At 59.3% G+C, this 26231-nt stretch carries 26 protein-coding genes, 1 tRNA gene and 2 pseudogenes; 21 read left to right on the top strand and 8 right to left on the bottom strand.

Going from position 1 to position 26231, the window contains the following annotated elements; translation table 11 throughout:
- Window positions 1-17: 17 nt before the first annotated feature.
- The 3 genes from H9K76_RS14270 to H9K76_RS14260 all read right to left on the bottom strand — a co-directional run bounded on the left by H9K76_RS14270 (window position 18) and on the right by H9K76_RS14260 (window position 1929).
- Window positions 18-524 carry a peptidylprolyl isomerase gene (locus H9K76_RS14270; protein ID WP_187596046.1) on the bottom strand — a complete coding sequence of 169 codons (507 nt, stop codon included), beginning with the start codon at window positions 522-524 and terminating at the stop codon, window positions 18-20.
- Between the two features lie 57 nt (window positions 525-581).
- Window positions 582-1166, bottom strand: a complete 585-nt coding sequence (locus H9K76_RS14265; protein ID WP_187596045.1) for a peptidylprolyl isomerase — start codon at window positions 1164-1166, stop codon at window positions 582-584.
- 220 nt (window positions 1167-1386) lie between these two features.
- Window positions 1387-1929: a tetratricopeptide repeat protein gene (locus H9K76_RS14260; RefSeq protein WP_187596044.1), complete on the bottom strand. Its 543-nt coding sequence runs from the start codon at window positions 1927-1929 to the stop codon at window positions 1387-1389.
- 288 nt (window positions 1930-2217) lie between these two features.
- On the opposite strand from H9K76_RS14260, the gene cysS reads away from it, so the two are divergent.
- The 13 genes and pseudogenes from cysS to ltrA all read left to right on the top strand — a co-directional run bounded on the left by cysS (window position 2218) and on the right by ltrA (window position 13711).
- On the top strand, window positions 2218-3603 hold the full coding sequence (cysS, locus tag H9K76_RS14255; protein ID WP_187596043.1) for a cysteine--tRNA ligase: 1386 nt from the start codon (window positions 2218-2220) through the stop codon (window positions 3601-3603).
- A gap of 74 nt (window positions 3604-3677) precedes the next feature.
- Entirely contained in the window at window positions 3678-4334 is a 657-nt protein-coding gene (locus H9K76_RS14250; RefSeq protein WP_187596042.1) for a DNA-3-methyladenine glycosylase family protein, read from the top strand.
- Window positions 4335-4469: 135 nt separating this feature from the next.
- Complete coding sequence (locus H9K76_RS14245) at window positions 4470-5447, top strand: acetyl-CoA carboxylase carboxyltransferase subunit alpha (protein ID WP_187596041.1); 978 nt, start codon at window positions 4470-4472, stop codon at window positions 5445-5447.
- 121 nt (window positions 5448-5568) lie between these two features.
- Window positions 5569-6516 (top strand): tRNA lysidine(34) synthetase TilS, encoded by a 948-nt coding sequence (gene tilS, locus H9K76_RS14240; RefSeq protein ID WP_187596040.1) that lies wholly within the window; start codon window positions 5569-5571, stop codon window positions 6514-6516.
- Between the two features lie 108 nt (window positions 6517-6624).
- A complete protein-coding gene (locus tag H9K76_RS14235; protein ID WP_187596039.1) occupies window positions 6625-7887 on the top strand; it encodes an aspartate kinase in 1263 nt (420 codons plus the stop codon).
- A gap of 81 nt (window positions 7888-7968) precedes the next feature.
- Window positions 7969-8061, top strand: a tRNA-Ser gene (locus H9K76_RS14230).
- Window positions 8062-8298: 237 nt separating this feature from the next.
- Window positions 8299-9069, top strand: a pseudogene (locus H9K76_RS14225) (transposase); the annotation flags it as partial.
- Between the two features lie 173 nt (window positions 9070-9242).
- Window positions 9243-9452 (top strand): hypothetical protein, encoded by a 210-nt coding sequence (locus H9K76_RS14220; protein ID WP_187596038.1) that lies wholly within the window; start codon window positions 9243-9245, stop codon window positions 9450-9452.
- A gap of 2 nt (window positions 9453-9454) precedes the next feature.
- Window positions 9455-9592, top strand: coding sequence for a hypothetical protein (locus H9K76_RS14215; RefSeq protein ID WP_187596037.1), 138 nt, complete (start codon window positions 9455-9457; stop codon window positions 9590-9592).
- A 27-nt stretch (window positions 9593-9619) separates the two neighbouring features.
- Complete coding sequence (locus H9K76_RS14210; RefSeq protein WP_187596036.1) at window positions 9620-10072, top strand: PLxRFG domain-containing protein; 453 nt, start codon at window positions 9620-9622, stop codon at window positions 10070-10072.
- 369 nt (window positions 10073-10441) lie between these two features.
- Complete coding sequence (locus tag H9K76_RS14205) at window positions 10442-10651, top strand: hypothetical protein (protein ID WP_187596035.1); 210 nt, start codon at window positions 10442-10444, stop codon at window positions 10649-10651.
- A gap of 1056 nt (window positions 10652-11707) precedes the next feature.
- Window positions 11708-11845, top strand: a complete 138-nt coding sequence (locus tag H9K76_RS14200; RefSeq protein WP_187596034.1) for a hypothetical protein — start codon at window positions 11708-11710, stop codon at window positions 11843-11845.
- Between the two features lie 480 nt (window positions 11846-12325).
- Window positions 12326-13711, top strand: a complete 1386-nt coding sequence (gene ltrA, locus H9K76_RS14195) for a group II intron reverse transcriptase/maturase (RefSeq protein WP_187596033.1) — start codon at window positions 12326-12328, stop codon at window positions 13709-13711.
- Between the two features lie 502 nt (window positions 13712-14213).
- On the opposite strand, the gene H9K76_RS23595 is transcribed toward ltrA, so the two are convergent.
- The 4 genes and pseudogenes from H9K76_RS23595 to H9K76_RS14180 form a co-directional block, all read right to left on the bottom strand.
- Window positions 14214-14348 (bottom strand): hypothetical protein, encoded by a 135-nt coding sequence (locus H9K76_RS23595; RefSeq protein ID WP_281394083.1) that lies wholly within the window; start codon window positions 14346-14348, stop codon window positions 14214-14216.
- Between the two features lie 175 nt (window positions 14349-14523).
- On the bottom strand, window positions 14524-15255 hold the full coding sequence (locus tag H9K76_RS14185; protein WP_246475021.1) for an IPTL-CTERM sorting domain-containing protein: 732 nt from the start codon (window positions 15253-15255) through the stop codon (window positions 14524-14526).
- 21 nt (window positions 15256-15276) lie between these two features.
- Window positions 15277-15615 (bottom strand): annotated as a pseudogene (locus H9K76_RS23705) (hypothetical protein); the annotation flags it as partial.
- Between the two features lie 34 nt (window positions 15616-15649).
- A protein-coding gene (locus H9K76_RS14180) for an IS3 family transposase (RefSeq protein ID WP_187596031.1) occupies window positions 15650-16800 on the bottom strand; the annotation gives its coding sequence in 2 pieces (ribosomal slippage) (window positions 15650-16527 and window positions 16527-16800; 1152 coding nt in all).
- Between the two features lie 229 nt (window positions 16801-17029).
- Between H9K76_RS14180 and H9K76_RS14175 the strand changes: the two genes are divergently transcribed.
- The 4 genes from H9K76_RS14175 to H9K76_RS23320 all read left to right on the top strand — a co-directional run bounded on the left by H9K76_RS14175 (window position 17030) and on the right by H9K76_RS23320 (window position 20951).
- Window positions 17030-17353 carry a hypothetical protein gene (locus H9K76_RS14175; RefSeq protein ID WP_187596030.1) on the top strand — a complete coding sequence of 108 codons (324 nt, stop codon included), beginning with the start codon at window positions 17030-17032 and terminating at the stop codon, window positions 17351-17353.
- Window positions 17354-17368: 15 nt separating this feature from the next.
- Window positions 17369-18364 (top strand): DUF932 domain-containing protein, encoded by a 996-nt coding sequence (locus H9K76_RS14170; RefSeq protein WP_187596029.1) that lies wholly within the window; start codon window positions 17369-17371, stop codon window positions 18362-18364.
- A gap of 341 nt (window positions 18365-18705) precedes the next feature.
- The gene (locus H9K76_RS14165; protein WP_246475534.1) at window positions 18706-19641 is read left to right on the top strand and encodes a YqaJ viral recombinase family nuclease; all 936 of its coding nucleotides are present in this window, start codon (window positions 18706-18708) and stop codon (window positions 19639-19641) included.
- 170 nt (window positions 19642-19811) lie between these two features.
- Window positions 19812-20951: a recombination directionality factor gene (locus H9K76_RS23320; protein ID WP_223196245.1), complete on the top strand. Its 1140-nt coding sequence runs from the start codon at window positions 19812-19814 to the stop codon at window positions 20949-20951.
- A 757-nt stretch (window positions 20952-21708) separates the two neighbouring features.
- On the opposite strand, the gene H9K76_RS14155 is transcribed toward H9K76_RS23320, so the two are convergent.
- The gene (locus tag H9K76_RS14155; protein WP_425489590.1) at window positions 21709-21900 is read right to left on the bottom strand and encodes a helix-turn-helix domain-containing protein; all 192 of its coding nucleotides are present in this window, start codon (window positions 21898-21900) and stop codon (window positions 21709-21711) included.
- A 201-nt stretch (window positions 21901-22101) separates the two neighbouring features.
- Here H9K76_RS14155 and H9K76_RS14150 point away from each other — a divergent pair, with 201 nt between their 5' ends.
- The 4 genes from H9K76_RS14150 to H9K76_RS14135 all read left to right on the top strand — a co-directional run bounded on the left by H9K76_RS14150 (window position 22102) and on the right by H9K76_RS14135 (window position 25699).
- Window positions 22102-22407 (top strand): zinc ribbon domain-containing protein, encoded by a 306-nt coding sequence (locus tag H9K76_RS14150; RefSeq protein WP_187600819.1) that lies wholly within the window; start codon window positions 22102-22104, stop codon window positions 22405-22407.
- A 282-nt stretch (window positions 22408-22689) separates the two neighbouring features.
- Window positions 22690-23613, top strand: a complete 924-nt coding sequence (locus H9K76_RS14145) for a DUF2628 domain-containing protein (protein WP_187596027.1) — start codon at window positions 22690-22692, stop codon at window positions 23611-23613.
- A 135-nt stretch (window positions 23614-23748) separates the two neighbouring features.
- Window positions 23749-24777: a PASTA domain-containing protein gene (locus H9K76_RS14140; protein ID WP_187596026.1), complete on the top strand. Its 1029-nt coding sequence runs from the start codon at window positions 23749-23751 to the stop codon at window positions 24775-24777.
- Between the two features lie 88 nt (window positions 24778-24865).
- The gene (locus H9K76_RS14135; protein ID WP_187596025.1) at window positions 24866-25699 is read left to right on the top strand and encodes a hypothetical protein; all 834 of its coding nucleotides are present in this window, start codon (window positions 24866-24868) and stop codon (window positions 25697-25699) included.
- The last annotated feature ends 532 nt before the right edge of the window (window positions 25700-26231 follow it).

The following is a 26231-nucleotide window of genomic DNA, read 5'->3' as shown; positions in this document are numbered from 1 at the left end:
GCAGGGCTTTGTAAAAATTACAGGGCAACAGCCTTTTCGATGACCACGTCTTCCTTTGGCACGTCGTCATGGAAGCCCTTGCGGCCAGTCACCACGCCCTTGATCTTGTCGATCACTTCGGTGCCCTGGACGACCTTGCCGAACACGGCATAGCCCCAGCCCTGGGCCGTGGGGGCTGTGTGGTTCAGGAAGCCGTTGTCCACCACGTTGATGAAGAACTGTGCGGTGGCGGAGTGCGGATCGCTCGTGCGGGCCATGGCCAGCGTGTACTTGTCGTTCTTCAGGCCGTTGTTGGCTTCGTTCTCGATGGGCTTTTCAGTCGTCTTCTGCTGCATGCCGGCCGTGAAGCCGCCGCCCTGAACCATGAAGTTCTTGATGACGCGGTGGAAGATGGTGCCGTCGTAGAAGCCGGACTTCACATAGTTCAGGAAGTTCTCAGTGGACTTGGGGGCCTTCACTGCGTCCAGTTCGATCACGATCGTGCCGTAGCCGGCGATGGTCATTTCAACTTGTGGGTTGCTCATGGTACGGATTACTTTCGAAAATGAGGGGGTCTATGGGAGAAAACAGATGCGGCAAGCTTACTTCACCAGCGTGGCCGACTCGATCACCACGGGCGTATTTGGCACATTCTGGTGCGGGCCTTTGTTGCCCGTGGCCACGGCCTTGATCTTGTCGACGACGTCCGTGCCGCTCACGACCTTGCCGAACACCGCGTAGCCATGGCCGTCGGGGTTCGGGGCATTGAGCATGTCGTTGTTCTTCACGTTGATGAAGAACTGCGAGGTGGCCGAGTTCGGATTGCCGGTGCGTGCCATCGCGATGGTGTACTTGTCGTTCTTCAGGCCGTTGCTGGCCTCGAGCGGAATCGGCGCCTTGGTGGCCTTCTGCTGCATGTCGGCGGTGAAGCCGCCACCCTGGATCATGAAGCCGTCGATCACGCGATGAAAGATGGTGCCGTCGTAGTGCTTGTCCTTCACGTAGGAGAGGAAGTTCTCCACGGTCTTGGGCGCCTTGGCCGCATCGAGCTGAACGACGATGTCGCCCATCGACGTGGCGATCTTGACCTTGGGGGCAGCGTCCTGCGCGAGTGCGGGAGCGGAGCCGATCAGCGCGGCAGCGGCAATGCCGGCCATGGCCAGCAGCGAGTTGCGACGGGAAAACATGGAAATCACTCCTTGGTTCGACGAATGGTTGGGAAGCCCATGTGACGGTGCGCGCGGATGCGTGCTGGCAATGTGGCGCAGGGGCTGCGCGGGTCACATGGATAAAACATGGCAAAAGTTAGCACAGTCCCCGCGTTGACCATGGGGTCGCAGCGGTTTTCAGGGGCTGGTGCACGGGCGCACGCGCGGGAAGGCGACAGTCGGACAAGGGCCGTGAGGTTCAGTTCGCGGGCTTGCTCGCGGAGGGTGAGGTCGGCAGGGCGGTCGCCGGCGCGGCGAGGGAGGGCGCCGGGTTGGCACCGCCATTGAACATCTGGCGCAACTGCTTGAGCTTGGGAGCCGTGGTCACCGCGATGCGTGGGTCGAGGCGCTGGGCCTTGTCATACGACTCGGCCGCCAGCCGTGCGTAGATATCGCCCAGGTTCTCATGGGCAACGGCATAGTTCGGATTGCCGCGCACGGCCATCTCGAGCGCGCGGCGTGCCTTCTCGAGCTCGTTCTGCTTGGCATACAGCACCGCGAGGTTGTTGTAGGGCTCGGGCAGTTCGGGGTAGAGTTGGGTGAGCTGCGTGAAGGTCTCAATGGCATCACCCGCCTTGCCCAGATCGCTTTGCGCAACACCGCGCAGGAACAGGAGCTGCGGGTCGCGTGGCGTGGCATCGATGCGCTTGTTCACGGCAACGAGCGCCTGATCGGCCTTCTTTTGCTTGAGCAGTGTCGTGATGCTGGAATAGTCGTCCGCATGGGCCCAGGGGGACCCCATGGCACAGGCCATAACGGCCAGCCGCAGGAGGGATTGAACTGAGGTGCGTACAGGATTCATGTGTGGCAAAAGACTGAGGAGACCAGCCAGAATGCGGCGCGGGCTTATACTGCGGTGAATTGTAGCTGAGGGGTGTGTCATGTCCGCACGCTGTTGTCACTGCTGACGCCACGGGCGTGAAACGCTCTGCGATCAGATGCGTGATCGTCTTTTCGAGTGTTCGTTATTCCCTCCATCGCCTGCCGTGGTTGCGGGCGAAGCTACACACAGATTACCCATTTTTATTCCATGAGCTTGCGAATCTACAACACGCTGTCGCGTGCGTTGGAGAATTTTTCCCCGCTTCAGGCCGGTCATGTGCGCATGTATGTCTGCGGCATGACGGTCTACGACCTCTGCCATCTCGGACACGCACGTTCGATGATCGCCTTCGACATCGTGCAGCGCTGGCTGCGCGCCAGCGGCCTGTCGGTCAACTATGTTCGCAACATCACCGACATCGACGACAAGATCATCAGGCGCGCGCTGGAGAACGGCGAGACCATCCGCAGCCTCACGGATCGCATGATCGACGCGCTGCACCAGGATGCTGATGCCCTGGGCATCGAGCGCCCCACGCATGAACCGCGCGCGACCGACTACGTCCCGCAGATGCTCGAGATGATCGGCACGCTGGAGCGCAAGGGCCTGGCCTACCGTTCTCCCAATGGTGACGTGAACTATGCGGTGCGCAAGTTCCCCGGCTACGGCAAGCTTTCGGGCAAGTCGCTCGACGAGCTGCATGCGGGCGAGCGCGTGGCGGTGCTCGACGGCAAGGAAGACCCGCTCGACTTCGTGCTCTGGAAGACGGCCAAGCCCACCGAGCCTGCCGAAGCCAAGTGGGATGGCGCGTACGGCCTGGGCCGTCCGGGCTGGCACATCGAATGCTCGGCCATGAGCTGCGAGCTGCTGGGCGAGACGTTCGACATCCATGCCGGCGGCGCCGACCTGCAGTTCCCGCATCACGAAAACGAGATTGCGCAGAGCGAGGGTGCGAACGGCAAGCCACTGGCCATCACCTGGATGCACAACGGCTTCATCAACGTGGACAACGAGAAGATGTCCAAGTCGCTGGGCAATTTCTTCACGATCCGCGATGTGCTCAAGGAATACGACGCCGAGACCGTGCGCTTCTTCGTGGTGCGCGCGCACTACCGCAGTCCGCTGAACTACAGCGACGTGCACCTGGACGATGCGCGCAATGCGCTCAAGCGCCTCTACACGGCGCTGAGCCTGGTACCGGCGGCAGAGGTTGCATCGATCGACTGGACGAATCCCTATGCTGCGCGCTTCAAGGCCGCCATGGACGAGGACTTCGGCACGCCCGAGGCGGTGGCCGTGCTGTTCGACCTGGCGGGTGAGGTCAACCGTGGCAAGTCCTCCGAGGCGGCGGGCCTGCTCAAGGCGCTGGGTGGCGTGATCGGGCTGTTGCAGGCCGACCCGCAGGGCTTCCTGCAGTCCGGTGCGTCGACCGCACTGGACTCCGCAGCCATCGAGGCCCAGATCGCGGCGCGCGCCGCGGCCAAGGCGGCCAAGAATTGGGCAGAGGCCGATCGCATCCGCAAGGAACTGCTGGAGCAGGGCGTTGTGCTGAAGGACTCCGCCGCGGGCACGACCTGGGAGGCGGCGCAGTGAAGAGCAGCAGTTTTCCTGTCGGCAGCGGGCCGGCAGAGGTGCCCGCAACGGCCTCGGTGGGAGTGCATTGATCAATGGTCACTACCAAGAAGACGCCGGATGACAGTACCGCCAGCCTCAAGCCGCCCAGTTACTGGCAGGAAGCCTGCAAGCACCTGATGAAGAAGGACCGCGTGATGCGGCGCCTGATTCCCCAGTTGGGCGACGTCTCGCTCACGCTGCGCGGCGATGCTTTCACCACGCTGGCACGCAGCATCGTGGGTCAGCAGGTCTCGGTTGCTTCCGCTCAGCGTGTCTGGGAGAAGTTTGCGCTGCTCCATGCCGAGATGACGCCCAGCAACGTGCTGCTGCTGAAGGTGGACGACATGCGCGCCTCGGGCCTGTCGGCCCGCAAGGTGGAGTACATCGTCGATCTCGCGCTGCACTTCGACAGCGGCCGGCTGCATGTGAAGGAGTGGGACGGCATGTCCGACGAGGCGATCATCGCCGAACTGATCGCCATCCGTGGCATCAGCCGCTGGACCGCGGACATGTTCCTGCTGTTCCACCTGGGTCGTCCCAACGTGCTTCCGCTTGATGACCCCACTCTGCTGCAAGGTATCAGCAACCAGTATTTCTCGGGTGAGCCGGTCAGCCGAAGCGATGCCCGTGAGGTGGCCGAAGCATGGAAGCCCTGGTGCAGTGTCGCAAGTTGGTATATTTGGAGATCGCTTGCTCCGATGCCAGTTTGATGCTGGCTATTGATCTGCGCTTATCAATGTCAATGCGCAGAGTGCCTCAAGAGGTCTGAATCCCCGCCCTTCAGCGGAACAGGAACAGCAAGCACCCGGAGCAGTTTGGGTCTACAGTGCCCAAGGAGAATTACGTTGGCTAAAAAAACATTTCTGGATTTCGAGCAACCTATCGCGGAGCTGGAGTCCAAGATCGACGAACTGCGCTACGTCCAGAACGAAAGCGCGGTGGACATCTCCGAGGAGATCGATCAGCTCAGCAAGAAGAGCCACCAGCTCACCAAGGACATCTACAGCGACCTGACGCCGTGGCAGATCACCAAGATCGCACGCCACCCCGAGCGCCCCTACACCATGGACTATGTCCGCGAGATCTTTACCGATTTCGTGGAAATGCATGGTGATCGCCACTTCGCCGATGACCTGTCGATCGTCGGTGGTCTTGCACGCTTCAATGGCCATGCCTGCATGGTGATCGGCCAGCAGAAGGGCCGCGACACCAAGGAGCGCGCCGCGCGCAACTTCGGCATGAGCCGTCCCGAAGGCTACCGCAAGGCCCTGCGCCTGATGAAGACCGCAGAGAAGTTCAAGCTGCCGGTGTTCACCTTCGTCGACACTCCCGGTGCCTATCCGGGCATCGACGCCGAGGAGCGCGGCCAGTCCGAGGCCATCGGCCGCAACATCTTCGAGATGGCGCAGCTGGAAGTGCCCATCATCACCACGGTGATCGGCGAGGGCGGTTCGGGCGGCGCGCTGGCGATCTCGGTGGCCGACCAGGTCATCATGCTGCAGTACTCGGTCTACTCCGTGATCAGCCCGGAAGGCTGTGCATCCATTCTCTGGAAGACCAGCGACAAGGCGCAGGAAGCCGCGGACGCGATGGGCATCACCGCCCACCGACTGAAGGCACTGGGCCTGATCGACAAGATCGTCAACGAACCCGTGGGCGGTGCGCACCGCGACCACAAGCAGATGGCTTCGTTCCTGAAGCGTGCGCTGGGTGATGCCTATCGCCAGTTGGCCGACCTCAAGCCCAAGGAACTGCTGGATCGCCGCTACGAGCGCGTGCAGAGCTACGGCAGGTTCAACGATACCAAGGCGGAAAACGCCTGACCGGACGGTAATCCGGTCATCGCGCTTGATGCTGCATCGGCCCTTCGGGGCCGTTGGTGTTTCTGAAGCTCCCGGCTAGAGCACCCCGCTTTGAGCCGATATTTCCCGACACGACAATCCCATGGCCCTGTCCTTCGAGTCCGCCCTGCAGTCCTTCAAGCCCGCGCTGCCCCTGGCCGTGGGACTGAGTGGAGGTGCCGATTCGAGCGCCTTGCTCGTGGCCTGCGCGCGCCGCTGGCCGGGCCGGGTACAAGCATTCCATGTCCATCATGGCCTGCAGGCGGCGGCCGATACCTTCGAGGCGCATTGCCGGACGCTGTGCGACACGCTCGGCGTCCCGCTGCATGTCAGCCATGTGGATGCCAGGAACGCCGCAGGCCAGAGCCCGGAGGATGCGGCCCGGCAGGCGCGCTATGGCGCATTCGAGGCGCTGTTGCTGGACGCGCCGGAGATCCGCGGCATCGCCCTCGCGCAACACGCCGACGATCAGGTCGAAACCATCCTGCTCGCGCTGTCGCGTGGTGCGGGCGTGGCCGGGCTGGCGGCCATGCCTGCGCAATGGCTGCGCGCCGGTGCGCAAGGCGTGCAGTGGTATCGCCCGCTGCTCGGCACGAGCGCCGTGGAAATCCGCAGCTGGCTCGACCGGCAGGGCATTGCATATGTGGAGGACCCGACCAACGCGGACGAGCGCTATACGCGCAATCGCATCCGCAAGCATGTATTGCCGGCGCTTGAGCAGACGTTTCCCCAGTTTCGCGAGACCTTCGGCCGCAGCGCGGACAACGCAGCGCAGGCGGCGCAACTGCTCGACGAGCTTGCCCAGATCGATCTGGAGCGCGTGGGCCATCCCCCGTCCATCAAGGCCTTGCAGGCCCTGAGCCGCGCGCGCCAGGCCAATGTCCTGCGGCATTGGCTCAAGCATGTACATGCCACCACGCCGAGCTCCGCGCAGCTCGGTGAACTGCTTGACCAGCTCGCGGCGTGCACCACGCGCGGCCACAGGATCCACCTCAAGACGGGGCGTGGTTACATACAGAGAAAAGACGGCGTCCTCGATTGGTACAATTAGCAGGTTTTGGATTCAACTTTTTGTACGAAACGTCGGCGCGCCAAGCCAAAACAGCCCTCAGTCCGTTTGCGCCGTGATTGAAAAAAGTTTCGTCGCCCCGAAAATTCCATGGCACTGATCGTTCATAAATACGGCGGCACCTCGATGGGCTCGACAGAGCGCATCCGCAATGTCGCAAAGCGCGTGGCCAAGTGGGCGCGGGCCGGCCACCAGATGGTGGTGGTGCCCAGCGCCATGAGTGGTGAAACCAACCGCCTGCTGGGCCTGGCCAAAGAGCTGGCTCCCTCGCGCGCCGCCACGGCCTATCATCGTGAGCTGGACATGCTGGCCGCCACTGGCGAGCAGGCTTCGTCCGCGCTGCTGGCCATTGCAATGCAGGCCGAAGGCCTCGAGTCTGTGAGCTTCACCGGCTGGCAAGTGCCTGTGCGCACCGACAGCTCGTTCACGAAGGCTCGCATCGAGTCCATTGACGACAAGCGCGTGCGTGCCGAACTGGACGCAGGCAAGGTGGTGATCGTGACCGGCTTCCAGGGTATCGACCCCGAAGGCCATATCACCACGCTCGGCCGGGGCGGCTCGGACACCTCCGCCGTGGCGATCGCTGCCGCCATGAAAGCCTCCGAATGCCTGATCTACACCGACGTGGATGGCGTGTACACCACCGACCCGCGCGTGGTGCCCGAGGCTCGCCGCCTCGCGACGCTCAGCTTCGAGGAAATGCTTGAAATGGCGAGTCTGGGCAGCAAGGTGCTGCAGATCCGCTCCGTCGAATTCGCCGGCAAGTACAAGGTGCCGCTGCGCGTGCTCTCCAGCTTCACGCCCGTGGACATCGACATCAATGAAGAAGCCGTCTCCGGCACGCTGATTACTTTTGAGGAAGACGAAAAAATGGAAAAAGCCGTTGTCTCCGGCATCGCTTTCACCCGCGACGAAGCCAAGATTTCCGTCCTGGGCGTGCCAGACACCCCCGGCATCGCCTACCAGATCCTGGGCGAAGTGGCTGACGCCAACATCGATGTGGACGTGATCATCCAGAACGTGAGCAAGGACGGCAAGACCGACTTCAGCTTCACCGTGAACCGCAACGACTACCAGCGCACCATCGACCTGCTGAAGGAAAAAGTGCTGCCCAAGCTCGGCGCCCAGGAAGTCGTCGGCGACACCAAGATCGCCAAGGTCAGCATCGTCGGCATCGGCATGCGCAGCCACGTCGGCGTGGCCAGCAAGATGTTCAAGTCGCTGAGCGAAGAGGGTATCAACATCAAGATGATCTCCACCTCCGAAATCAAGACCTCGGTCGTGATCGACGAGAAGTACGTCGAGCTCGCGGTGCGCGCACTGCACAAGGCCTTCGATCTCGACCAGGCCTGACGACGACGGATGGATGTCGGGCCAAAAAAATTGGCCCGATTTCCAGAAACCCCTATTTGAGTGGGTTACAATAGCTGTATTGGAAACGTGACCGAGTGGCCGAAGGTGCTCCCCTGCTAAGGGAGTATGGGGTGTAGAGCCTCATCGAGGGTTCGAATCCCTCCGTTTCCGCCAAGATGGCTTAAAAATCAATGACTTGCGAGATGATTTGATTTTTGTACCACTTAAAGTACCACAAAAAGCAAAGGCTGTAGACTTCGGTTTGCAGCCTTTTGTTTTTTCCAGCTTGGCCTATGTGAGATGTTGAGTGGACACATGTCGCCTTTGCAGCGAGGCTGTGTGAAAACCCTCTCGCGGCCTGCCGCATGGGCCGGTAGAGTCCGTGTAGACATATTGAGCACCGGAGTCAATATGTCCAGATACATCGAGGGTCAGGACCGGCTGCAGGTCACGTTGCTGCCAGAGTGCCTGGACGACTTCATCGCCGAGGACAACACAGTTCGAATCGTTGATGCCTTCATCAACGAGCTGGATCTAGTGGCCTTGGAGTTTCGGGGCCTACAGCCGGCTTTAACCGGCAGGCCTTCGTATCACCCCGCAGTGCTTCTGAAGCTGTATCTATACGGCTATCTCAATCGTATCCAGTCTAGTCGCCGACTGGAGCGCGAGTGCCAGCGCAACGTGGAGTTGATGTGGCTGATCGGTCGGCTTGCCTCGGACTTCAAGACCATCGCGGACTTCCGGCGCGATAACGGCAAAGGCATCCGCAATGTCTGCCGTCGCTTCGTCGTGCTGTGCCGCGAGTTGAACTTGTTCACCAACGCCGTGGTGGCCATCGACGGCAGTAAGTTCAAGGCCGTTAACAACCGTGAGCGCAACTTCACGCCTGGCAAGATTGAGTGCCGTGAGCGCGAACTGGAGGAAAGCATCCAGCGCTACCTCGACGCTTTGGAGACGGCAGACCGGACTCAGCCTGCGGAGATGCAGGCCAAGACAGAGCGGTTACACAGAAAGATCCAGAAGATGCGCCGGCGCCTGCAGGACCTGCAGGTGGTCAAGGCACGGCTGGAGACCCTGCCGGATCGTCAGATCTCCCAGACGGATCCTGATGCAAGCGCCATGAACACCTACAGCGCCAAGGGCACGGCCATGGTGGGCTACAACGTGCAAGCTGCGGTAGATACGCCGACGCGGCGCAGGCCACATACGACGGTCATTTCGACTACAGCGCCAACAACCGGCCACGCTTCAGGGCAATTGGCAGAAGGTGCTGCTGCTCTTCAAGCAGTACAGCCAGAACATGGTCTACACCTTCGCGCGCAGCGCTCAAGGGTGCTTCTCCGGAGGACCGCGCGGTGGCCCGCAAGACGCTGGCCGGCCTGCTGACGACGCATGCCATGGCGGCCGGCGTGCTGGGCTTGCCGATGGTCACTATGATGCTGGCCGCCGCGTCGATGCTAGGCGGAGACGATGACGAGCCCTGGGATGCGCAGGTGGCGCTGCAGAACTTGCTGGCGGACATGGCCTGTCGCGCCTGGCTCCCTGGGATATCTCCGGGCGGGTAGGCTTGGACAAGCTGATCTTCCCGGACGTGCAGGAAGGCCTGGAAAGGCTGCGCCTGGGCGAGTCGGCGATGACTGCCGCCCTGGGCCCGGTCGCCGCGATCGGGGTGAACGCGCTCAAGGGCCTGCAGGAGATGAGCTAAGGGCGCTATGCCCGAGGCCTCGAGACCATGGCTCCGACCGTGCTGTGCGGGCCGCTCAAGGCCTTGCGCTACGGCACCGAGGGCGTGAAGGACAAGAGCGGCATTGTGATCCAGGATGAGGTGGACGCCGCCGCGTTGCTTGGCCAGGCTCCCGGCTTCTCGCCTTCAGAGGTCCGCAACGCCTACGAGGGAAAGTCGGCCGTCGTGGGGCACGACAAGGCGCTGATGGCGCGGCGCAGTGCGCTCGTGGAGCGATTCGCCATGGCGGCCATGGCTAAGGACGAGGAGGGCAAGGCCGAGGCGCGCGCCGCGATCGCGAAGTTCAACGAGAAGAATCCGGCTCGTCGGATACTCCCGATGCAACTGGCGCAGAGTGTGCACGCCCGAGAGAAGCGGATCCGGGAGGCCCAGGACGGCTTCTACCTGCCGAAGAAGCGGCGCGATGCACTTGAACTGGGGCAGTTCTCAAGGGGCGAGTGATTGATGTCAACTTGCCGGAGCAGGCGCCGGTGTGACACTTAACATTTAGAGCACGCAGGGAATCAGGCTGCCGCCTGAGAAGTAAATCTTTCCGAGCACGGTTTAAGGTCATTAAAAGGAGTACTGTGGGTGCAGGTGATCCATCTTGGTTCACCGCCATAGACCGGAGGTCTATATGCTTATGCCCCCCCTCCCCAAACACAAACCCACTTTGTGGGAATCTGTGAAGGCGATTTTCGCACCAAAAACCAAAACACCTCTCCCTGCCTCGGAACAAGGAAAAAAGCTTCCCAAAGAAGCTGAGAGCGGTGAGCGTAAGGGAACAACTTTCCCTAGTCCAAGTGATTTCTAACTTGCTTGGAGAACGTCATGTCCTACAAAGACAAAACAATTCACAACATTCGCGCTAGAAGGCGTGTGCTGCCAGACGTGCAGAGTCGAAATATTTCTGACGACGACTATGTTTTTCAAGGGCCAAGTACCGCTACTCTTGAGCAAGAGGATAGGGCGTTGGAAAAACGAGCTCGTGCAAAAAAAAGGATCGAAACTCAGGAAGATTACGCTGATCTATGTGATTAGCGGAATCACCTATCAGTACACCTGTACAACTGCACGACTAGTGCAAAAGCGAGATTAGGAGCTCGCAAAGGGCAGATAGGCACTATGTCCGTATACCGGCACTAGAGATGGCGCTATAGATTGCGTCGGTGACAACTAGTGGCGGCTGGCCGAGAGATTGGTCTCGGAATTTTCACCTAAATTTAGACCGGAGGTCTATATGTTTCAAACCACACACTCTCCAGGCGGGGCATTTTGGAAATCGAGCTTGGCTGCTCTTGGGGCAACGCAGCCTAACTACCCAGAAGATCCTGACGATGATGATCAGCAGGAGCAGCCAAGCCAGCCGGACAGGGACGACATACCAAAGCCCATGACGATTGCGCCGCTCAGCCAGTACTGATTGCGGGCTTAACCACTCTGGTGGTTCACATGCAATACTTGAAGAAGTTTTCCTTGCTCGCACACAAGCGAGAGCTGGAGTTCAATCGAGATATGCGAGATTTATTTCGCATATCCATATTGGATATTGTGCCGGTAGCTATCGATGAGCAGCCTATCGACACTATTCCGAGAAACAATGCCTGCTCATCTGCAGACATAGATCGGAGGTATGTATGTTCATACTCCCCCTCAGACGCATAGGTGGCACGTTCTTGGGTTTTTTACAGTCGATGTGGAATCCTCCGGAAGCAATCTTAGACCCAAAAGATGGGGTGGCACCTATCCCACCGAAGACAGAGGATCAGAAAGGAGCAATAGATAAAATAGCTCATGAATACTGAAACTAAGTCAGATACATTTGACCCGCCTAGTGCGGGTTCTTTGTTTTTGATAGTACTGCCGCAGGTGGTGGTGAAAAATATTTGTTAGGTACATGCACCATCATGGGGTTTCGAATGCCACAAGATGAGCATGTACAAATCATGATGTAAGTTCCTGAATGTCCTACATCTATTTATATCCGATGAGAGCACACTAAAGATCAGTGCAATGTAGAAGCAAAACACTGATCCGAGAGGTGCTCCTGCTAGCGACCGAAAGCACCTTGTCACTCACTTGATTTAAGGAAACATCATGCCTCAGCAACAACAGCAGAATCCCAGCCAAAAACAACCTGATCAAGATCAGAAAAAATCTGATCAACAGCAACAACAGAGCCCCGGTCAGAAGCAAAATGCAGATGAAAAGCGGGCGGAAACTCCTCAGAAGTAATTGAGCGTTGTTCTCAGCTGGACGGATTGATCTCCGTTCTTTGCAGCCCGCTTCGGCGGGCTTTTTTCATGTGCGCCCAGCATGGGCGCACTCCTGCGGGTGAAAGTCCCGCCGTAAGTTGGTCATAACGAACGAAGCGAAGCGCAACTGCGTAAGGGTGACCGAGCGTGGGAAGGAAGCGTGGAACATAAATCGCGAGCCGATGAACAAGAACCGCATAGAAGGCGCTGCCGAGCAGGGCGAGTGGGCATGAAACCACAAAGCTCTCATGACCAAGGCGTGGTGGCGTAGATGCGGCGGTTGTGCGGTGAAGGAGTGCGTTCTTACCTGGGGAGATCTCGCCTTGAGGGTGAAAGCCTGACAGCGTTGTGCTGGAGCGAGAAGTCAGCAGAGGTCGTAGTAGTCGAAGTAGCGGGCTGCTGAAGCCATCAGTGAAACGGCGAAGGGCCGAACGAGAGTGAGTCAGCCAAGGACACAGGGATGCCAAAGACCATGCGTCAGATGCCGGAGCCATCCGGGCGGGCGAGCGTAGCGGGCGGTGAAGCCGCGCGTGATCTTGCCAGCGACGAAGTCTGCGGCCCGCTCTGGGAACACCGTGCTACAGGGTCGGCCATGCCAAAAGCGAGCACTGGTGGTTTGCTTGCGGCGGCGCTGACGAGAGAGAACCTGCAACGGGCCTGGAGACGGGTCAGAGCCAACAAGGGAGGGGCAGGCGTTGATGGGCTGGACATCCAGCAAACCGGCGAGCTGCTCAAAGCGAGTTGGAAGGACGTGCGTGAGCAGGTCCTGGCAGGCACGTACCGGCCCAAACCGGTACGCAGGCAGCTGATTCCCAAAGCCGACGGGAGCAAGCGCGAGTTGGGTATCCCGACGGTGCTGGACAGGCTGATACAGCAGGCTTTGCTACAAGTGCTGCAGCCCCTGATCGACCCCACGTTCAGTGAACACAGCCACGGCTTGCGTCCTGGCAGGCGGGCGCACGATGCGGTCAAAGCCGCCAGGCGCTATGTCCAGTCGGGCAAGCGGGTTGTGGTGGATGTGGACTTGGCCCAGTTCTTTGACCGGGTCAACCATGACATTCTGATGAACCGCCTGAGCAGGCGCATCGATGACGCCGCAGTCTTGCGGCTGATTCGTGCGTATCTGAACGCGGGAATCATGGATGGAGGGGTGCTGATCGAGCGGGTAAAGGGCATGCCGCAGGGCGGGCCGCTGAGCCCATTGCTGGCCAATGTGCTGCTAGACGAGGTGGACAAGGTGTTGGAGGTGCGGGGCTACAGCTTCGCCCGCTACGCCGACGACTGCAACGTCTACGTGGGCAGCAAGAAGGCGGGTGAGCGGGTGATGCGGCTGCTGAGGAAACTGTACGCTCGCTTGAAGCTTCAAATCAATGAGGCCAAAAGCGCAGTGGCAAGTGCCCTCGGGCGTAAGTTCCTTGGGTATGAGCTGTGGGAAGCCAAAGGCGGCGAAGTCAAATGCGGGGTAGCAAACAAGGCCCTGGCAGACTTCAAAGCACGAATCAGGCAGGTGACGCGCCGCACTTGCGGACGCAGCATAAGCGAAGTGGTGCAAGAGCTGAGGCCTTATCTGATGGGTTGGAAGGCGTACTTCGAGTTGGCGCAGACGCCAAAGATCTGGCGAGAGCTGGATGAGTGGCTGCGTCACCGAATGCGAGCGCTACAGCTAAAACATTGGAGACGAGGCAAGGTGATTTACCGTGAACTCATGGCACTGGGGGCAAAAGGGGCAGTAGCGCAAACAGTGGCAGCCAACAGCCACCGCTGGTGGCGTAACAGCGCCAAACTGCTCAATAGTGTGCTGACCATTGCCTACTTCGATCAGCTGGGGCTGCCCAGGCTCTCATGACCTCAAGCTCTCGAACCGCCCGGTGCGGACCCGCATGCCGGGTGGTGTGGCAGGGGTGCAGCCAGTTGGCTGCCCCCTATGCCGATTGCCTGTTTCATTTGCCTTTCATTGGTTCTCGCCAATGAACATGGGACAGGCTTCATGATTGTGCGTATGAGGATGATGTAGCGCACCTGTTTGAGAGGGGAGACTTGTGGCGCGGCTTTTGATAGCGCTGCAGCACAATCGCTCGCGGAGCAGAACGTCTCCTATCAAGAAGAGGCCCTCAACATCTTCGCGCTCGAGTCTGTCGATGTCTTCGGCCATCCACCTTGCAAGTCTGACGGTGGTCTCCCGTGGGGCGAGCAGGTCGCTATCTGCAGCTAACGCATCTGCTCGGTTGCGGAGCATGTCGATGATGGGGCGCTCTGGATTTTTCATAAAGGGCGTCCTTCAGCGACAAATCGAGATCTCGAGCAGAAAAGCCACCCGTAGGTGGCTTTTCGTCTGCTTGGAAGCGAAATCACGTCACGTTGTGCGCAAGGGTCGCGTCGCGGCCTGCTGTGATTTGCTGCTGCTCCTCTTCCTCCTTCTTGTTGGGCGGGATCTTCTTCTCTTGTTCCTGCGGTGGATGGTTGCCAGCGTTGGGGAAAAGCATATTTTTAGTGACCTCCCAGAACGATGGTGAGGACACTGGTATTGGATGCAAAAACATATAGACCTCCGGTCTATGGCGGCAGATCAGGATGGATTGCCTGGACCCACAGTACTCCTTTTAATGACCTTAAACCGTCGGTCTCCAAAAGAAAAACCGCCCGAAGGCGGCTCTCAGATCAGCCTTGACGGCGTCGGCTTCGCGCCAGCCCGAACATAGCGAGCAGCGATGACAGTGCGATCACGCCCCATTCACCGAGAGTCGGCACCGGTGTCGGCGCGGCCACTACAGGCGCAGCGGCCACGGTGATGCTGAAGCTCTGCGTGACGCTGTGCACGGCGGCCTTGGCCATCGCAGATTGCGGCAGGAGAGTGCTGTCCTCAATGGTGACGCTGAACGTGCTGGTCTGGGCCTTGGTCGGCGTACCGGTAATGGCTCCGGTCGTCGGGTTCAGGATCAGCCCTTCAGGCAGGTCGCCGGTGAGCGTGAACGAGTACGGGGGCACGCCGCCTGCCACCACGATGCTCGCGTTGTACGCTTGGCCAACCTGCCCGCCTGGCAGGGTCTGGGTGGACACAGTCAAATCGAGCTGATCCACGACGATGGTGAACTGGGCGCTCTTGACCTGGCCTGCGTCATCCGTGACTGTGACAGTGACCTGCGATGTTCCTGCCGCCGTCGGCGTTCCGCTGATGATGCCGGTTGCCGGGTCGATCGTCAGGTCTGCAGGGAGTCCGGTGGCCGACCAGGCGTAGGGCGCAACGCCACCAGTTGCAACAATTGTCTGAGTGTAGGGCGTGCCTATGGTTGCCGGCGCCAAGCTCGTGGTGCTCAGGGCCAAGGGAGCTGGGTTGATGGTCAGGGGCAGGGCCACGGTGATTGTGCGCGGTGTCGCACTGCTGTCAGTCACAGCGACCTGCACAGAGAAGCTACCGTGTTGCGTTGGCATTCCGACGAGAACGCCGGCACTCGACAGGCTCATGCCATTTGGCAAGCCTGTAGCGCTCCAACTCAAGGAGCCGATACCTCCTGTGGCACTCAGGGTAGTCGTCGGATAGACAATGCCAATCTGGCCAACTGGCAAGGTGACCGCGTTAATGACCAACAGTGGCGTAATGACCACTCGGCCGTCTCCAGAGCCCGCTGAGATCACTGCGGTGGGATTTGTACCCGCATTGAACGAGCCAGCGCCACCTGCGATTACGCCGCTATCTCCTCCGGAATAGCCACCTCCCCCACCACCGCCCCTACTACCGTTGCCTGCTGTCATGGTCAAGCTTTTTCGGACACCCAGCTAAGGTATTTTAGGTACTGGCCTGTTCGTATTCCACAGGGCTTCGGTAGCCCAATGCGGAGTGCAACCTGCGTGCGTTGTAGAAGTTGACGATGTAATCAGCAATATCCGCGATGGCCTCGGTATGGTTGGCATATTGACGCCGCCACACGCGCTCCATCTTCAGGTTCAGGAGGAAACGCTCCATAACTGTGGTGTCCCAACAATTTCCTTTGCGGCTCATGCTGGCGATGCAGTGGTTGCGCCTCAGCAATTCGCTGTGCGCGGCGCTGGCGTACTGGCTGCCGCGATCACTGTGCACTATCAAGCCCTTGGGTGGTTGGCGCAGCGTGATGGCCATCTGCAGTGCACTGCAGACCAGGTCGGCAGGCATGCTCGGTGACATCGACCAACCCACCACCTTGCGCGAATGCAGGTCCAGAACCGCAGCCAGATACAGCCAGCCGCTGGCCGTGCGGATGTAGGTGATGTCGCTCACCCAGGCCTTGTTGATGGCATCCGGATTGAAGTGACGATTCAGCACGTTGTCTGCCACCGGCAGGTCATGCCTACTGTCGGTGGTGTGACGAAACTTGCGGCTCCAGCGCGCACGCAGCTCCAGGCGCCTCATCAATGTGCGCGTGCGATACCTGCCCATGGCAAAGCCACGTGCCTGCATGGCTTTGCTCAGTCTGCGACTTCCGTAGGTCTGGGCACTGTCTGCAAAAGCTGCCTGCAATTGCGTTTCCTGCATGCTCACAATGCGAGGACGCGAGAGTCTGCTGCGTGCTGCATAGAAGCCTGAGCGACTGATGCCAAGCAGCGGACACAGACGGGCGATGGCGGCTTTCTCGCGCATATGAGTGATCAGTGTCTGTATCACTTCATAGCCTGGGCGAAGAAAGCCGACGCTTTTTTTAACAGCTCAACGTCCCCCTTCAAACGTTGATTCTCGCGCTCAAGCTGACGGATGCGCTGCTGCTCCGGCGTCAGCGGCATTGCGCCCGTGAGCTTGCCGTTGCACTCGCCCTCGTGCTGGGCAAGCCAGCGGCGCACTGCGCTGTCCACCAAGTTCAGATCTCGGCAGACCTGAGACACAGGAATGCCTTGGTCCTTGATCATCTTGATGACCTGCCGCTTGAAGGTGGTGTCGAAGGTTCTGCGGGTGCGTTGTGGTGTCATGGTTCATTGGTCCTCGGGCTGGGGGTGTTCCCTTATCGAGGTGTCCATTTAGATTGGACCATGACACAAGTCCTGCGATCCCAAATAATTTCAGTCATATATCCCTGACGTGATGCGGTAGCGGTTTGCTGCGAAGCGAGCTGTTCTGCATTGACTTCATCTCCCATCCATCCATTCAGCGCCCCTGGCTTTCGAGCCCGGGGCGCTTTTCTTTACTTCAGGAGTTTCTATGTCTATCCAATGTCCCCATTGCCATTCTCTGAATGTGCGCGTCAAGGGTGTTGCCAAGGAGCTGGGCCAGCGTGTCGGTTCTGCCGCTGGTACGGCCACGGGTATCGCCGGTGCCATGCAAGGCGCCACCACTGGCGCATCCGTCGGGCTTGTGGCCGGCCCCGTCGGTGGCGTCCTCGGCTCCTTGCTCGGCGCCATCATCGGTGGTGTGCTCGGCGGCACCGTGGGTCACGAAGTCGGCGGCCGTATCGGCGAGCAGATCGACGAGACCTATCTGGACAACTACGAGTGCCAAAGCTGTGGCAATTCGTTCAAGGCTTGATGCAAGGAGATCACCATGTCCCATCTCGTCGAAACCATGGCCTATGCAGGCCAGACCCCCTGGCACCAACTGGGCAACCACCTGCCTCGCAAGCAATCTCTGGATGTCTGGGCGCAAGCCGCAGGCATGCAGTGGCAGATTCTCGAAACGCCTGTGCGCTATCTGGCGGCCGACAGCTCGGATGCGTCGTCTGCCATGTATGCCGAGCCCATGGAGTTCCCGGACCAGAAGGTGCTCTACCGCAGCGACACCAAGGCACCACTGTCAGTGGTCAGCAACCGCTACCAGGTGGTGCAACCCCGCGATGTGCTGGAGTTCTACCGGGATCTTACAGAGGTCGCCGGTTATGAACTGGAGACAGCCGGAGTACTCAAGGCGGGTCGCAAGTTCTGGGCTTTGGCCCGGACTGGCAAATCAGCGGCCCTTAAGGGTGATGACGTCGTCCATGGCTACCTGCTCTTGGCAACCTCCTGTGACGGGACCTTGGCCACGGTCGCCATGCCCACCACCGTACGGGTGGTCTGCAACAACACTCTGGCGATTGCCCTGCAGGGAGCAACCAACGCCGTGAAGGTCTCCCACTCCACCCGTTTCGATGCCCAGGCCGTCAAACGCCAGTTGGGAATTGCCGTCGGCCAATGGGACTCCTTCATGTACCAGATGCGCACCTTGGCAGAGCGCAAGGTCAAGAGCCACGAGGCCATGAACTTCTTCCTGAAGGTGCTTTGCACGTCAGACAAACCCGGTATCGGCGGAGCAGGGCAGTCTACGGGTCTGACCAATGAGCGGGCCTTGCAGAAGGCGCAAATGCTCTTTGACGGCCACGGGCGCGGCGCCACCCTGTCAGCAGCCCAGGGGACGGCCTGGGGCTTGCTCTGTTCCATCACCGAGTACGTGGACCACGAACGCCGGGCTCGCAGCCAGGACAACCGCCTGGACAGTGCCTGGTTCGGTGTGGGGGCTGCGGTCAAGCAGCGTGCACTGGAGCATGCCTTGCAACTGGTGGCCTGAATCCACCGGCTTGCGGCGCGCCTTTCGCCCTTTGCCCCGTCGGCCTTCTCCCTCTGTCCCTTCCTTTCTCATTCAAAGCTTTCCAACGTCATAGGCCCTCACCACTGCGGTGAGGGCTTTGTGCTTTGGGCTTTCGAGATTTTGAGGGCAGGGGAGTGGAGAAGGAAGGCAGTCGCCTGCATTGGTCTTTCATTGCCTGTTTCTTTGTCTATTTCTTCACCCATTTCACTGGAGGCACCATGCCGACACCTGTTTCTACACATATACCTGCTTCACAGAACAGACGTCCTGCGCTGCGCCTGGTCAGACGTCCTGCGCTGCGCCTGGTTTCCACCCGGGACATGCCGCGCGAGATCTGGCTGGATGTGCGTCGCCAAGGCATCGGCAGCTCCGACGCTGCGGCGGCCGTAGGGCTCAACCCCTACCAGTCCCAACTGGAGTTGTGGATGCACAAGACCGGCAAGGGCCATCTCTTGCCGACCGTGGATCCCAACGACGAGACCAGCCCCATGTACTGGGGCACCTTGCTCGAGCCTATCGTCGCCGCCCACTACACCAAACGCACCGGCAACAAGGTGCGCCGGGTCAATGCTGTCCTGGGCCATCCCCAGATGCCCTGGATGCTCGCCAACATCGACCGGGAAGTGGTGGGAGCTTCCGATGTCCAGATCCTCGAATGCAAGACCGCAGGCATCAACGGTGCCAAGCTCTGGAGAGATGGCGTTCCGGAATACATCCAACTGCAGGTCATGCACCAACTGGCCGTGACGGGCAAGAAGGCGGCCGATGTAGCGGTCCTGATCTGTGGGCAGGAGTTGCAGATCCACCGCATCAAGCGCGATGAAACCATGATCACCCAATTGATGGCCTTGGAGGCGCAGTTCTGGGAGAGGGTGCAGTCTGGACAGGCGCCCGATGCAGATGCGTCGGACAGCGCAGCAGTTGCGTTGCGCAGTCTGTATCCCCAAGACAGCGGTGACACCTTGGATCTGTCCGAGGACGAGAGTGTTTGCAGTGCATTTGCCAAGCTACTTCACGTCCGAAAGCTCCTGCAGGACTGGGAAGCCCAGGAGGCATTGCTGAAGCACCAGATCCAGCAGCGCATGGGGGCGGCATCGTACGCGACCTTCCCTGGTGGCTCGGTGAGCTGGAAACGCTCCAAGGACGGCAAGGCATTCAACACCGCTGCCTTCGAGAAAGACCATCCTGACCTAGCCAAGGCCTATACGAGCGCCAAAGCCGGATCACGGAGATTCCTGCTGCAGGAGGCGTGCTGAGCGGGCTGCTCAGGCCAGCACCCTGCAATCACTGATCACCAATATCCAATCACCTATCAGAGGCCGGCAGTTCATCTGCCCACCCACTTATCTATTCACCCATTCATCAACCGATCAGCCCCTTGCTTCTTCTCTGGAGCAAGGGGCTTTTGCATTTCTGGAGAAACACCATGATCAAAGGACTGATGATGACGCCCCCTGTGGTGGGGCGCATCTCCATCGGCAAGGTCATCGAGCGCAATGGCAAGCGATTGCCGGAGAAAGATGACGAATTCACCATCACCACCCAGGTCCAAAGCCGCAGGGGCTGGGTACTACATCCGATGGATGCCATCCTGCGCGCGGAGATCACCCACCGGGCATTGATGACAACAGGCGTGGAAGTGACGGAGTTGCAAGCCCTGCCTCCAGAGTTCCAAGATGCACCGAAACCGCCGAAACAGACTTTGCAGGACAAGCTTGCCAGACGGGCGCGAGCAACACAATTATCTCAGGCTACGAAGGGAGATAGCGAGCAAGGCACCAACCTGGAGCAGAAGACGATGACGGAGGTTGACAGCCTTGCCGATGGCAATGCGCCAGCCCATGCCCACGCTGCCAAACCCAAGCTGCGCAGTATCCCCATCCGTGTGCTGTTCAACGACCCGGCACTGAACCTGCGGGCCAACTACACCTTGTTCGACCGGGCAACGGCGCGGCCCCTCTGTGTGGGAGATGGGCAGACCTGCAAGCGGATGACAGGCAAGGGCATCGAAGCTAGCCCTTGCGAAGGCCCGGACCTGTGTGCACTCGCTATTGAAGGCGGGTGCAAGCCGTTCGGCCGATTCCATATGCGCATTGACCATCCGGACAACCAGGCGGACGCCATGAGCACCTTTGTGCTGCGCACCACCGGGATCAACTCCCTGCGCACCTTGATGACCCGCATGCAGTACCTGCAAGCGGCCAGTGGCGGATTGCTGGCATATCTCCCACTGGAGCTGCGCCTGCGCGCCAAGTCCACGGCCATGTCGCACCGCACGCCGATCTACTACGTGGATCTGGGTATCCGAAATGGAATGCCGCTCGACGCAGCCATCAGCCAGGCAGCGCAGGCTGCGGACTATGCGCAGAAGGTCGGCCACGACCAGGAAGCGTTGGAGCAAGCAGCCAGAGAAGGCTATGCGCTGGGCTTGTTTGAGGAACTGGAGCAGGAGGCGACGGAGATCGTTCAGGAGTTTTATCCAGCAGCAGCGGAACCCACGGGGCAGAGGATGCATTTGAAGGAGGTGCGTCAACCCGCGAGAGGGCGAGGCAAGCAGCATGGCTGACTCTGCAGAAAAGGGGCTCGTCCACCGTTACATGCATGGCATCCGGTTTGATGGCCCGTGGGAATACCGAGTAACGAGCCCATCGGGGCGCAGGCGCTGGAGCTATATGTCTCCGGATACCGATCGCGGCAGCGTATCGGATCCGGAAGGACTGGAATGGTGCCTGAGGCGCAGTGCGGCAGTGATGACGCGACGGCCTTTGCGCAGCATTGCTGTCTCTTGGTCATTGAGCTCACCTATAGATGACCACCATGGGTGGAGCGCACTGTTTCCGGGATGCGAGATCCGGAGCGCCACGACCACTGGAACCGAGTCGATGAACTGTCTAGGAACTGCTCTGGAGCGCGGAGGCTGTGCACTGCTCAAGCTGGTATTGCATCGCAGGCACTACGGCCAGTTGGAGGACGCAGCTTACTGGGCCTGGGCGGTAGGTGTAGAGATGACGGCGTTGCCTGAAACGACAGGGGGAAACACACCCCGACCAAGTGCCATCAGGGCTGCACTAGTCGTCAGTCATGCGTGGAGCGCGCCATGGGGCAGCGGCTTTGGCACTCGTGTTTCATGGGATGCGCTTGGGCAATGCATTCTCTGCTCTGTGGACGGAGATCGATTGCAAGGCCGATGTGCGGAGGTTGTGACGATCTCTCCCAAACAATCTCAACATTCGACCTGAGAAAAGAAAAGGATGAACCCGGCAGGCGCCGGGTTCATCTTTTCTGATTCTCTTTTTTCTTTTGCGGCTATGGCATTCCTGGAGCTACGAGTGCGTCTCCGGCGGCTTGATCAATGTCCAGGCCTTCACATCCAGCGCTTGCGCGATGCGCTCGATATTGGCCGGCGACACATTCCAGCGCGATCGCTCCACGGCTGATACGTACGTCCTGTCCAATTCGCATTCCAGTGCCAGGCGCTCCTGCGACCAGCCTTTCTCGACGCGTTTGAGGCGCACCCAGTACGCAAATACATCGCGGAGGTTGTCGGGATCAGGAAGATGAGTAGGGGGAGTGGGTTTGGCAGACACCCTCCAAGCATCTGTTTCTGATACATTTACATCTACGGAGTTTGCTTCACATATCGATACAGGATGAAACCTAATCCGGCATCAGCGGGGCTTCTCCCCATACCGAATACCAAGAAAAGGAGTGTGTGCATGCGCTTGGAGCGTCTGTTGCCTTGGGTGTTGATGCCCAATATCGCCGTGGCAGGCGGGGGAGGGGGAGGCATCGTCCTGGGCCTGATCATCTTTCTGCCCATCCTGGTATGGGGCTTCATTAAGCTTTGGAAGTTCTGGTTCCAGATGATCTTTGGAGGCCTGGGCCGTGCGCAACCGCAGCAAGGTGGATCACACCCCATCGCCCAGCCCATGGCGCAGGCTACAAAGGACTGTCCCTACTGCGCAGAACCTATTCTGGCCAAGGCCAGGAAGTGCAAGCACTGCGGCTCTGATTTGAGTTGATCATGAGTAGGGGCATCGATCTGACGGGACAATCAGCAACAGCCTTTGGCGTTCCATCTGTGAGTTGCCGGATCCCATCTTCATTGCCTGTCTCGTCACTGGCGCACTCCCACTGAACCACCCCTGACGGAATACTGACCGGATGTACTCCTTGCTCCAGCTTTGGCCTTGGTGCGTTCTGATTTGATGAGTTTGCTTCACTTATAGGGCTATAGAGGTCAGACCGCTGCTGGTTATGTCCATCTGCAGCACCACCAATAACGACAAGAGGAAGAGTCACAAATGCAAGAGAAATACAACGTTGTGCTGAGCGGGAAGCACCCTGCAGCAGATGCACACCAAGTGGCGCAAAAGCTCGCGACCCTCTTCAAGTGCATGCCCGAGCAGGCAGGTCGTTTGCTGTCGCAACCATGCTGTGTGGTCAAGAAGGATGTGACGGCAGAAGTTGCTGACAAGTACAAGCGGGCCATTGAGAGCACGGGCGCCCAATGCATCATCCAGTTGGTCCCTCAGGACGCGCCGTTGGACTTTGATGTGGTGCCCGTTCTCTCAGCTGATCCCGTTCCTGCATCCTCATCGCCGTCCGTTTCTGCTGGTGGAGTTGGAATGCAAGTCTCTTCTGCAGTTGCTGCTGACGCCATTCAGGCGCCCGCAGCGGTAACTACTCCTGTATCTGCTCCTGTTGCACCTCCAACTGTCACCTCCGCGCCGGCAATGCAACCACGATCTGCTGCAGCTTCATCATTGCCCCGCCAGGAGGCCATCCAGATCTTTGTTGGCAAGAACCATGGCTACTTCGAGCGCAAGTGGAAGGAGGCAGCGCAGCGCAAGCACCAACTGTCCTGGAACTGGGCTGCCTTTCTGGTCGGCTTTGGCTGGATAGGGTATCGCAAGATGTATCTCTATTCCTGGATCTTCATGGGCGTAGTGGCTGCTGAGCTGATTGCAGAACTTGCCATTGGCGTTCCCAGTTCCATTGCGAGCAGCATCAACCTAGGTATTGCGATTGGCTTTGGCCTCAAGGGCAATGCCTGGTACCAGCAGCATGTGAATCAGCGGGTGGACCAGATCCTGGCATCTCATGAACCCGAGCAGGCCCGCATCGAACTGGCCCGGCAGGGTAGTACCAACATCGGCGCAGCCGTCGGCTTTGTGGCCGCGCTGCTTGTCTTGCTCGGAATGATCGGCGTCATTGCGGAAGGTTGACCCCTCTGATCCAGCAAACCGTCCTGGTGGATCGCATCAACCGGTGCGACTTCCATGGTTCCTCGATTCCGATTTTCCGCGGTGCGTTAGATCGCCGGGCTCCTTTGACCACCAATATCCATCTCTGACTCCTCCATGAAACTGACAACATGCGCCGCCTTACTCATGGCCGTAGCCCTGGCGGGATGCACGGACCGTGCACGAGATCACGTCTCTACTTTGGTCGAGCGCGCCAAATCGGTCTTTGGCTCCAAGGACACCAAAGAGCCAGCGCCAGCGACGTCGGACTTGCTCACCCAACTGATCTCCTGGAATGCCATCGGCATGAATTTGGCATATGTGCAGCAAAGGGCAGGGCCCGCTATTCGGTCCGAAGACCACCGACATCACTACATGGCCAAAGGTTGTCAATTGGTGCTGGGGAGCGATCAACAGGACAAAGCCATACGCTCGGTCCAGGTGGCACTCTCGCCGGAGTGTGATGTGGACGTTGGTGGGTTGCTGGGCATGTCTCGGCTGCAACCACTCAATACTCTGACCTTCGGGGCGTTTGATGAAGCCACGGGCTCAGGGCAGTACCTGGCAGACTGTCTTCGGGACTGCGGCAATGCTTATGTTCCCAATGTCTACCTGGTCGCGCAAGGGAGCAGGGCGTTGCAGTTCAGGCAGGTGATGCTTACTGCTGAACTGGCAGCGGATCCGGCCATGGAGGCAGCAGGGCAGTGGGCTGACGCCATGGCGGCGAAGGAATCTGAAGATTGGGTGGAGAGAGATCTGGGGTTCAACTGCCAGCCCCAGAAATACCGGGATGCGGCGGAGCAGGCGCTGCGCACTGTCAAACCCAAGTTCTTCAGCTTTGGGGACGAGTTGGAGTTCCCCAAATGTCCAACGGCAGAGGCGGCAGCAAATAGCGAACCGAAGGCAGGGGCATTGACTGTCCCCAACGGCATGGTCATGGTCCCGCAGCTAGCAGGACTGTGCGATATGGACTACGACAAGCGGCTACGCGCTGCAGGTCTGAAAGCGAACGAGGTCTCCATCCATGGACCCGAGGACGAGGACTTCAAGGGCTATGGGTGTGCCTACCGCATCACGCCCGCTCCAGGCAATACGGTGCCGCCCGGCTCGACGGTGACCTATCGCAGTGCATGGGAGGCTGGATGAGCTTCGGACATGCCGGCTATCTATCTCGGCCCTCTATGGCTTCCCATCATGGACCGCGACAGCGTCTCCATTCACCTCTCTCACACCTATGAAAAATCTCTCCCTCGTTGTGGCTTGCTCCACCATTGCTCTTTCTGCTTGCAGTAAAAGCCCCGTTGACATCGTCAAGTCCAGCTATATCGATGCTGCTCGCACCACGACAGTCGCCAACGGCCTGGGCAATCGGCCACTGTGCAAAAGTACCCATTGGGATAGCTTCAAGGACGAAAAGGGCCGTGTGGTGGTGCAGTACAAGTGCAGCATCGCAGATGGCAATGACTTCTTGAAGGAGAGGAGAGATGATTACCTGGAGCGCACAACCAAAGATGCGGAGATTGCTTTGAAGCGTGCGGTGAGGGAGCGTGACAGCATCGTGCAACGAATTGAAGAAGACTACCCCGACTCCCGGCGAGACATTGAGCGTTTGCAAAGGGGGATCGAGAGGTTTCGGGCACTGCCCAAACAGGGACTGACCGAGAAGGAGCAAATAGATGGCCGATTGTTCCAGATACAGGAAATAGAACGGGCTCTGGGTGAGAGGCGGCGCGATGCCCAGCGCGAGTTGGACTCCTCAGAGCGAGACATCGTGAGTGCCCAGAAGAGGAACGATCCCGAGACGCTGAAGAAAGAGGCGTTTGCACAGCACCCCGTTTACAAGGAGGCTTCAGAGATCTTCCAGTGGATCGTGAACGGGGAAGGGCAGGCAGTCCTCACCTATGGCGAGATCCAGGCAGTGGGTGCCAATGGTCAGGAGCAGACGCTGATGAAATACAACCAACCGCGGGCAATGCTCAATTTTGCGGCTCAGACGCAGGAAAGCAAGATCCTGGACTACATGCGTGGGATCGGTCTGGCTTCTTTTACGGGAGCACTCGGAAGGTAATTTTCGCGCCGAACATGAGCGATAACTGGCCAGCATTTCCGCAAGTACAGATTGCGCTGCGACGTCGGTTTTAGGCTGGTTGCAGTCTTTTGGTCGATGCTCGGTGAGCGACCGCTTGCCCCTTCCTGCCCACACAGGTTGCTTGGAATGGACGCCTAAAGCATGCCTTTGAGAGGTTAGCTCACGCTGATGCGTGCCGCGGAAATACGCACGCAATTCAAGGCAGGCTTCCTCCACGCCAAGCCCGGGGCGATGGGTACTCTCCGCGCTGCTCCTGCACCTTCCTCACCGCAGGCTCACGCACCTCAGGCGAGAACTTGTTTGTCTTCTTCATGGCTCAATCCTCTCAGAGTGTTGAGTTTCCGCAAAAACCGGGGCGATTCACGACTGTGGTGAACACACGACTTCGCATGGAAGAGGGAGACAGGCGTTGCCGAAGTCTTCGACCGCTGCCATTGACTTCAGAGCGCTTTGGCGATAACCGTAGAGGTCCCCTTGATTGCGGGACATAGATCGCGAACAGCACCATTCG

The organism is Diaphorobacter ruginosibacter (assembly GCF_014395975.1).
Taxonomy (GTDB): Bacteria; Pseudomonadota; Gammaproteobacteria; order Burkholderiales; family Burkholderiaceae_C; genus Diaphorobacter_A; species Diaphorobacter_A ruginosibacter.
The sequence above is the reverse complement of the archived record's forward strand: the minus strand, read 5'-3'. Positions and strand labels throughout refer to the sequence as shown.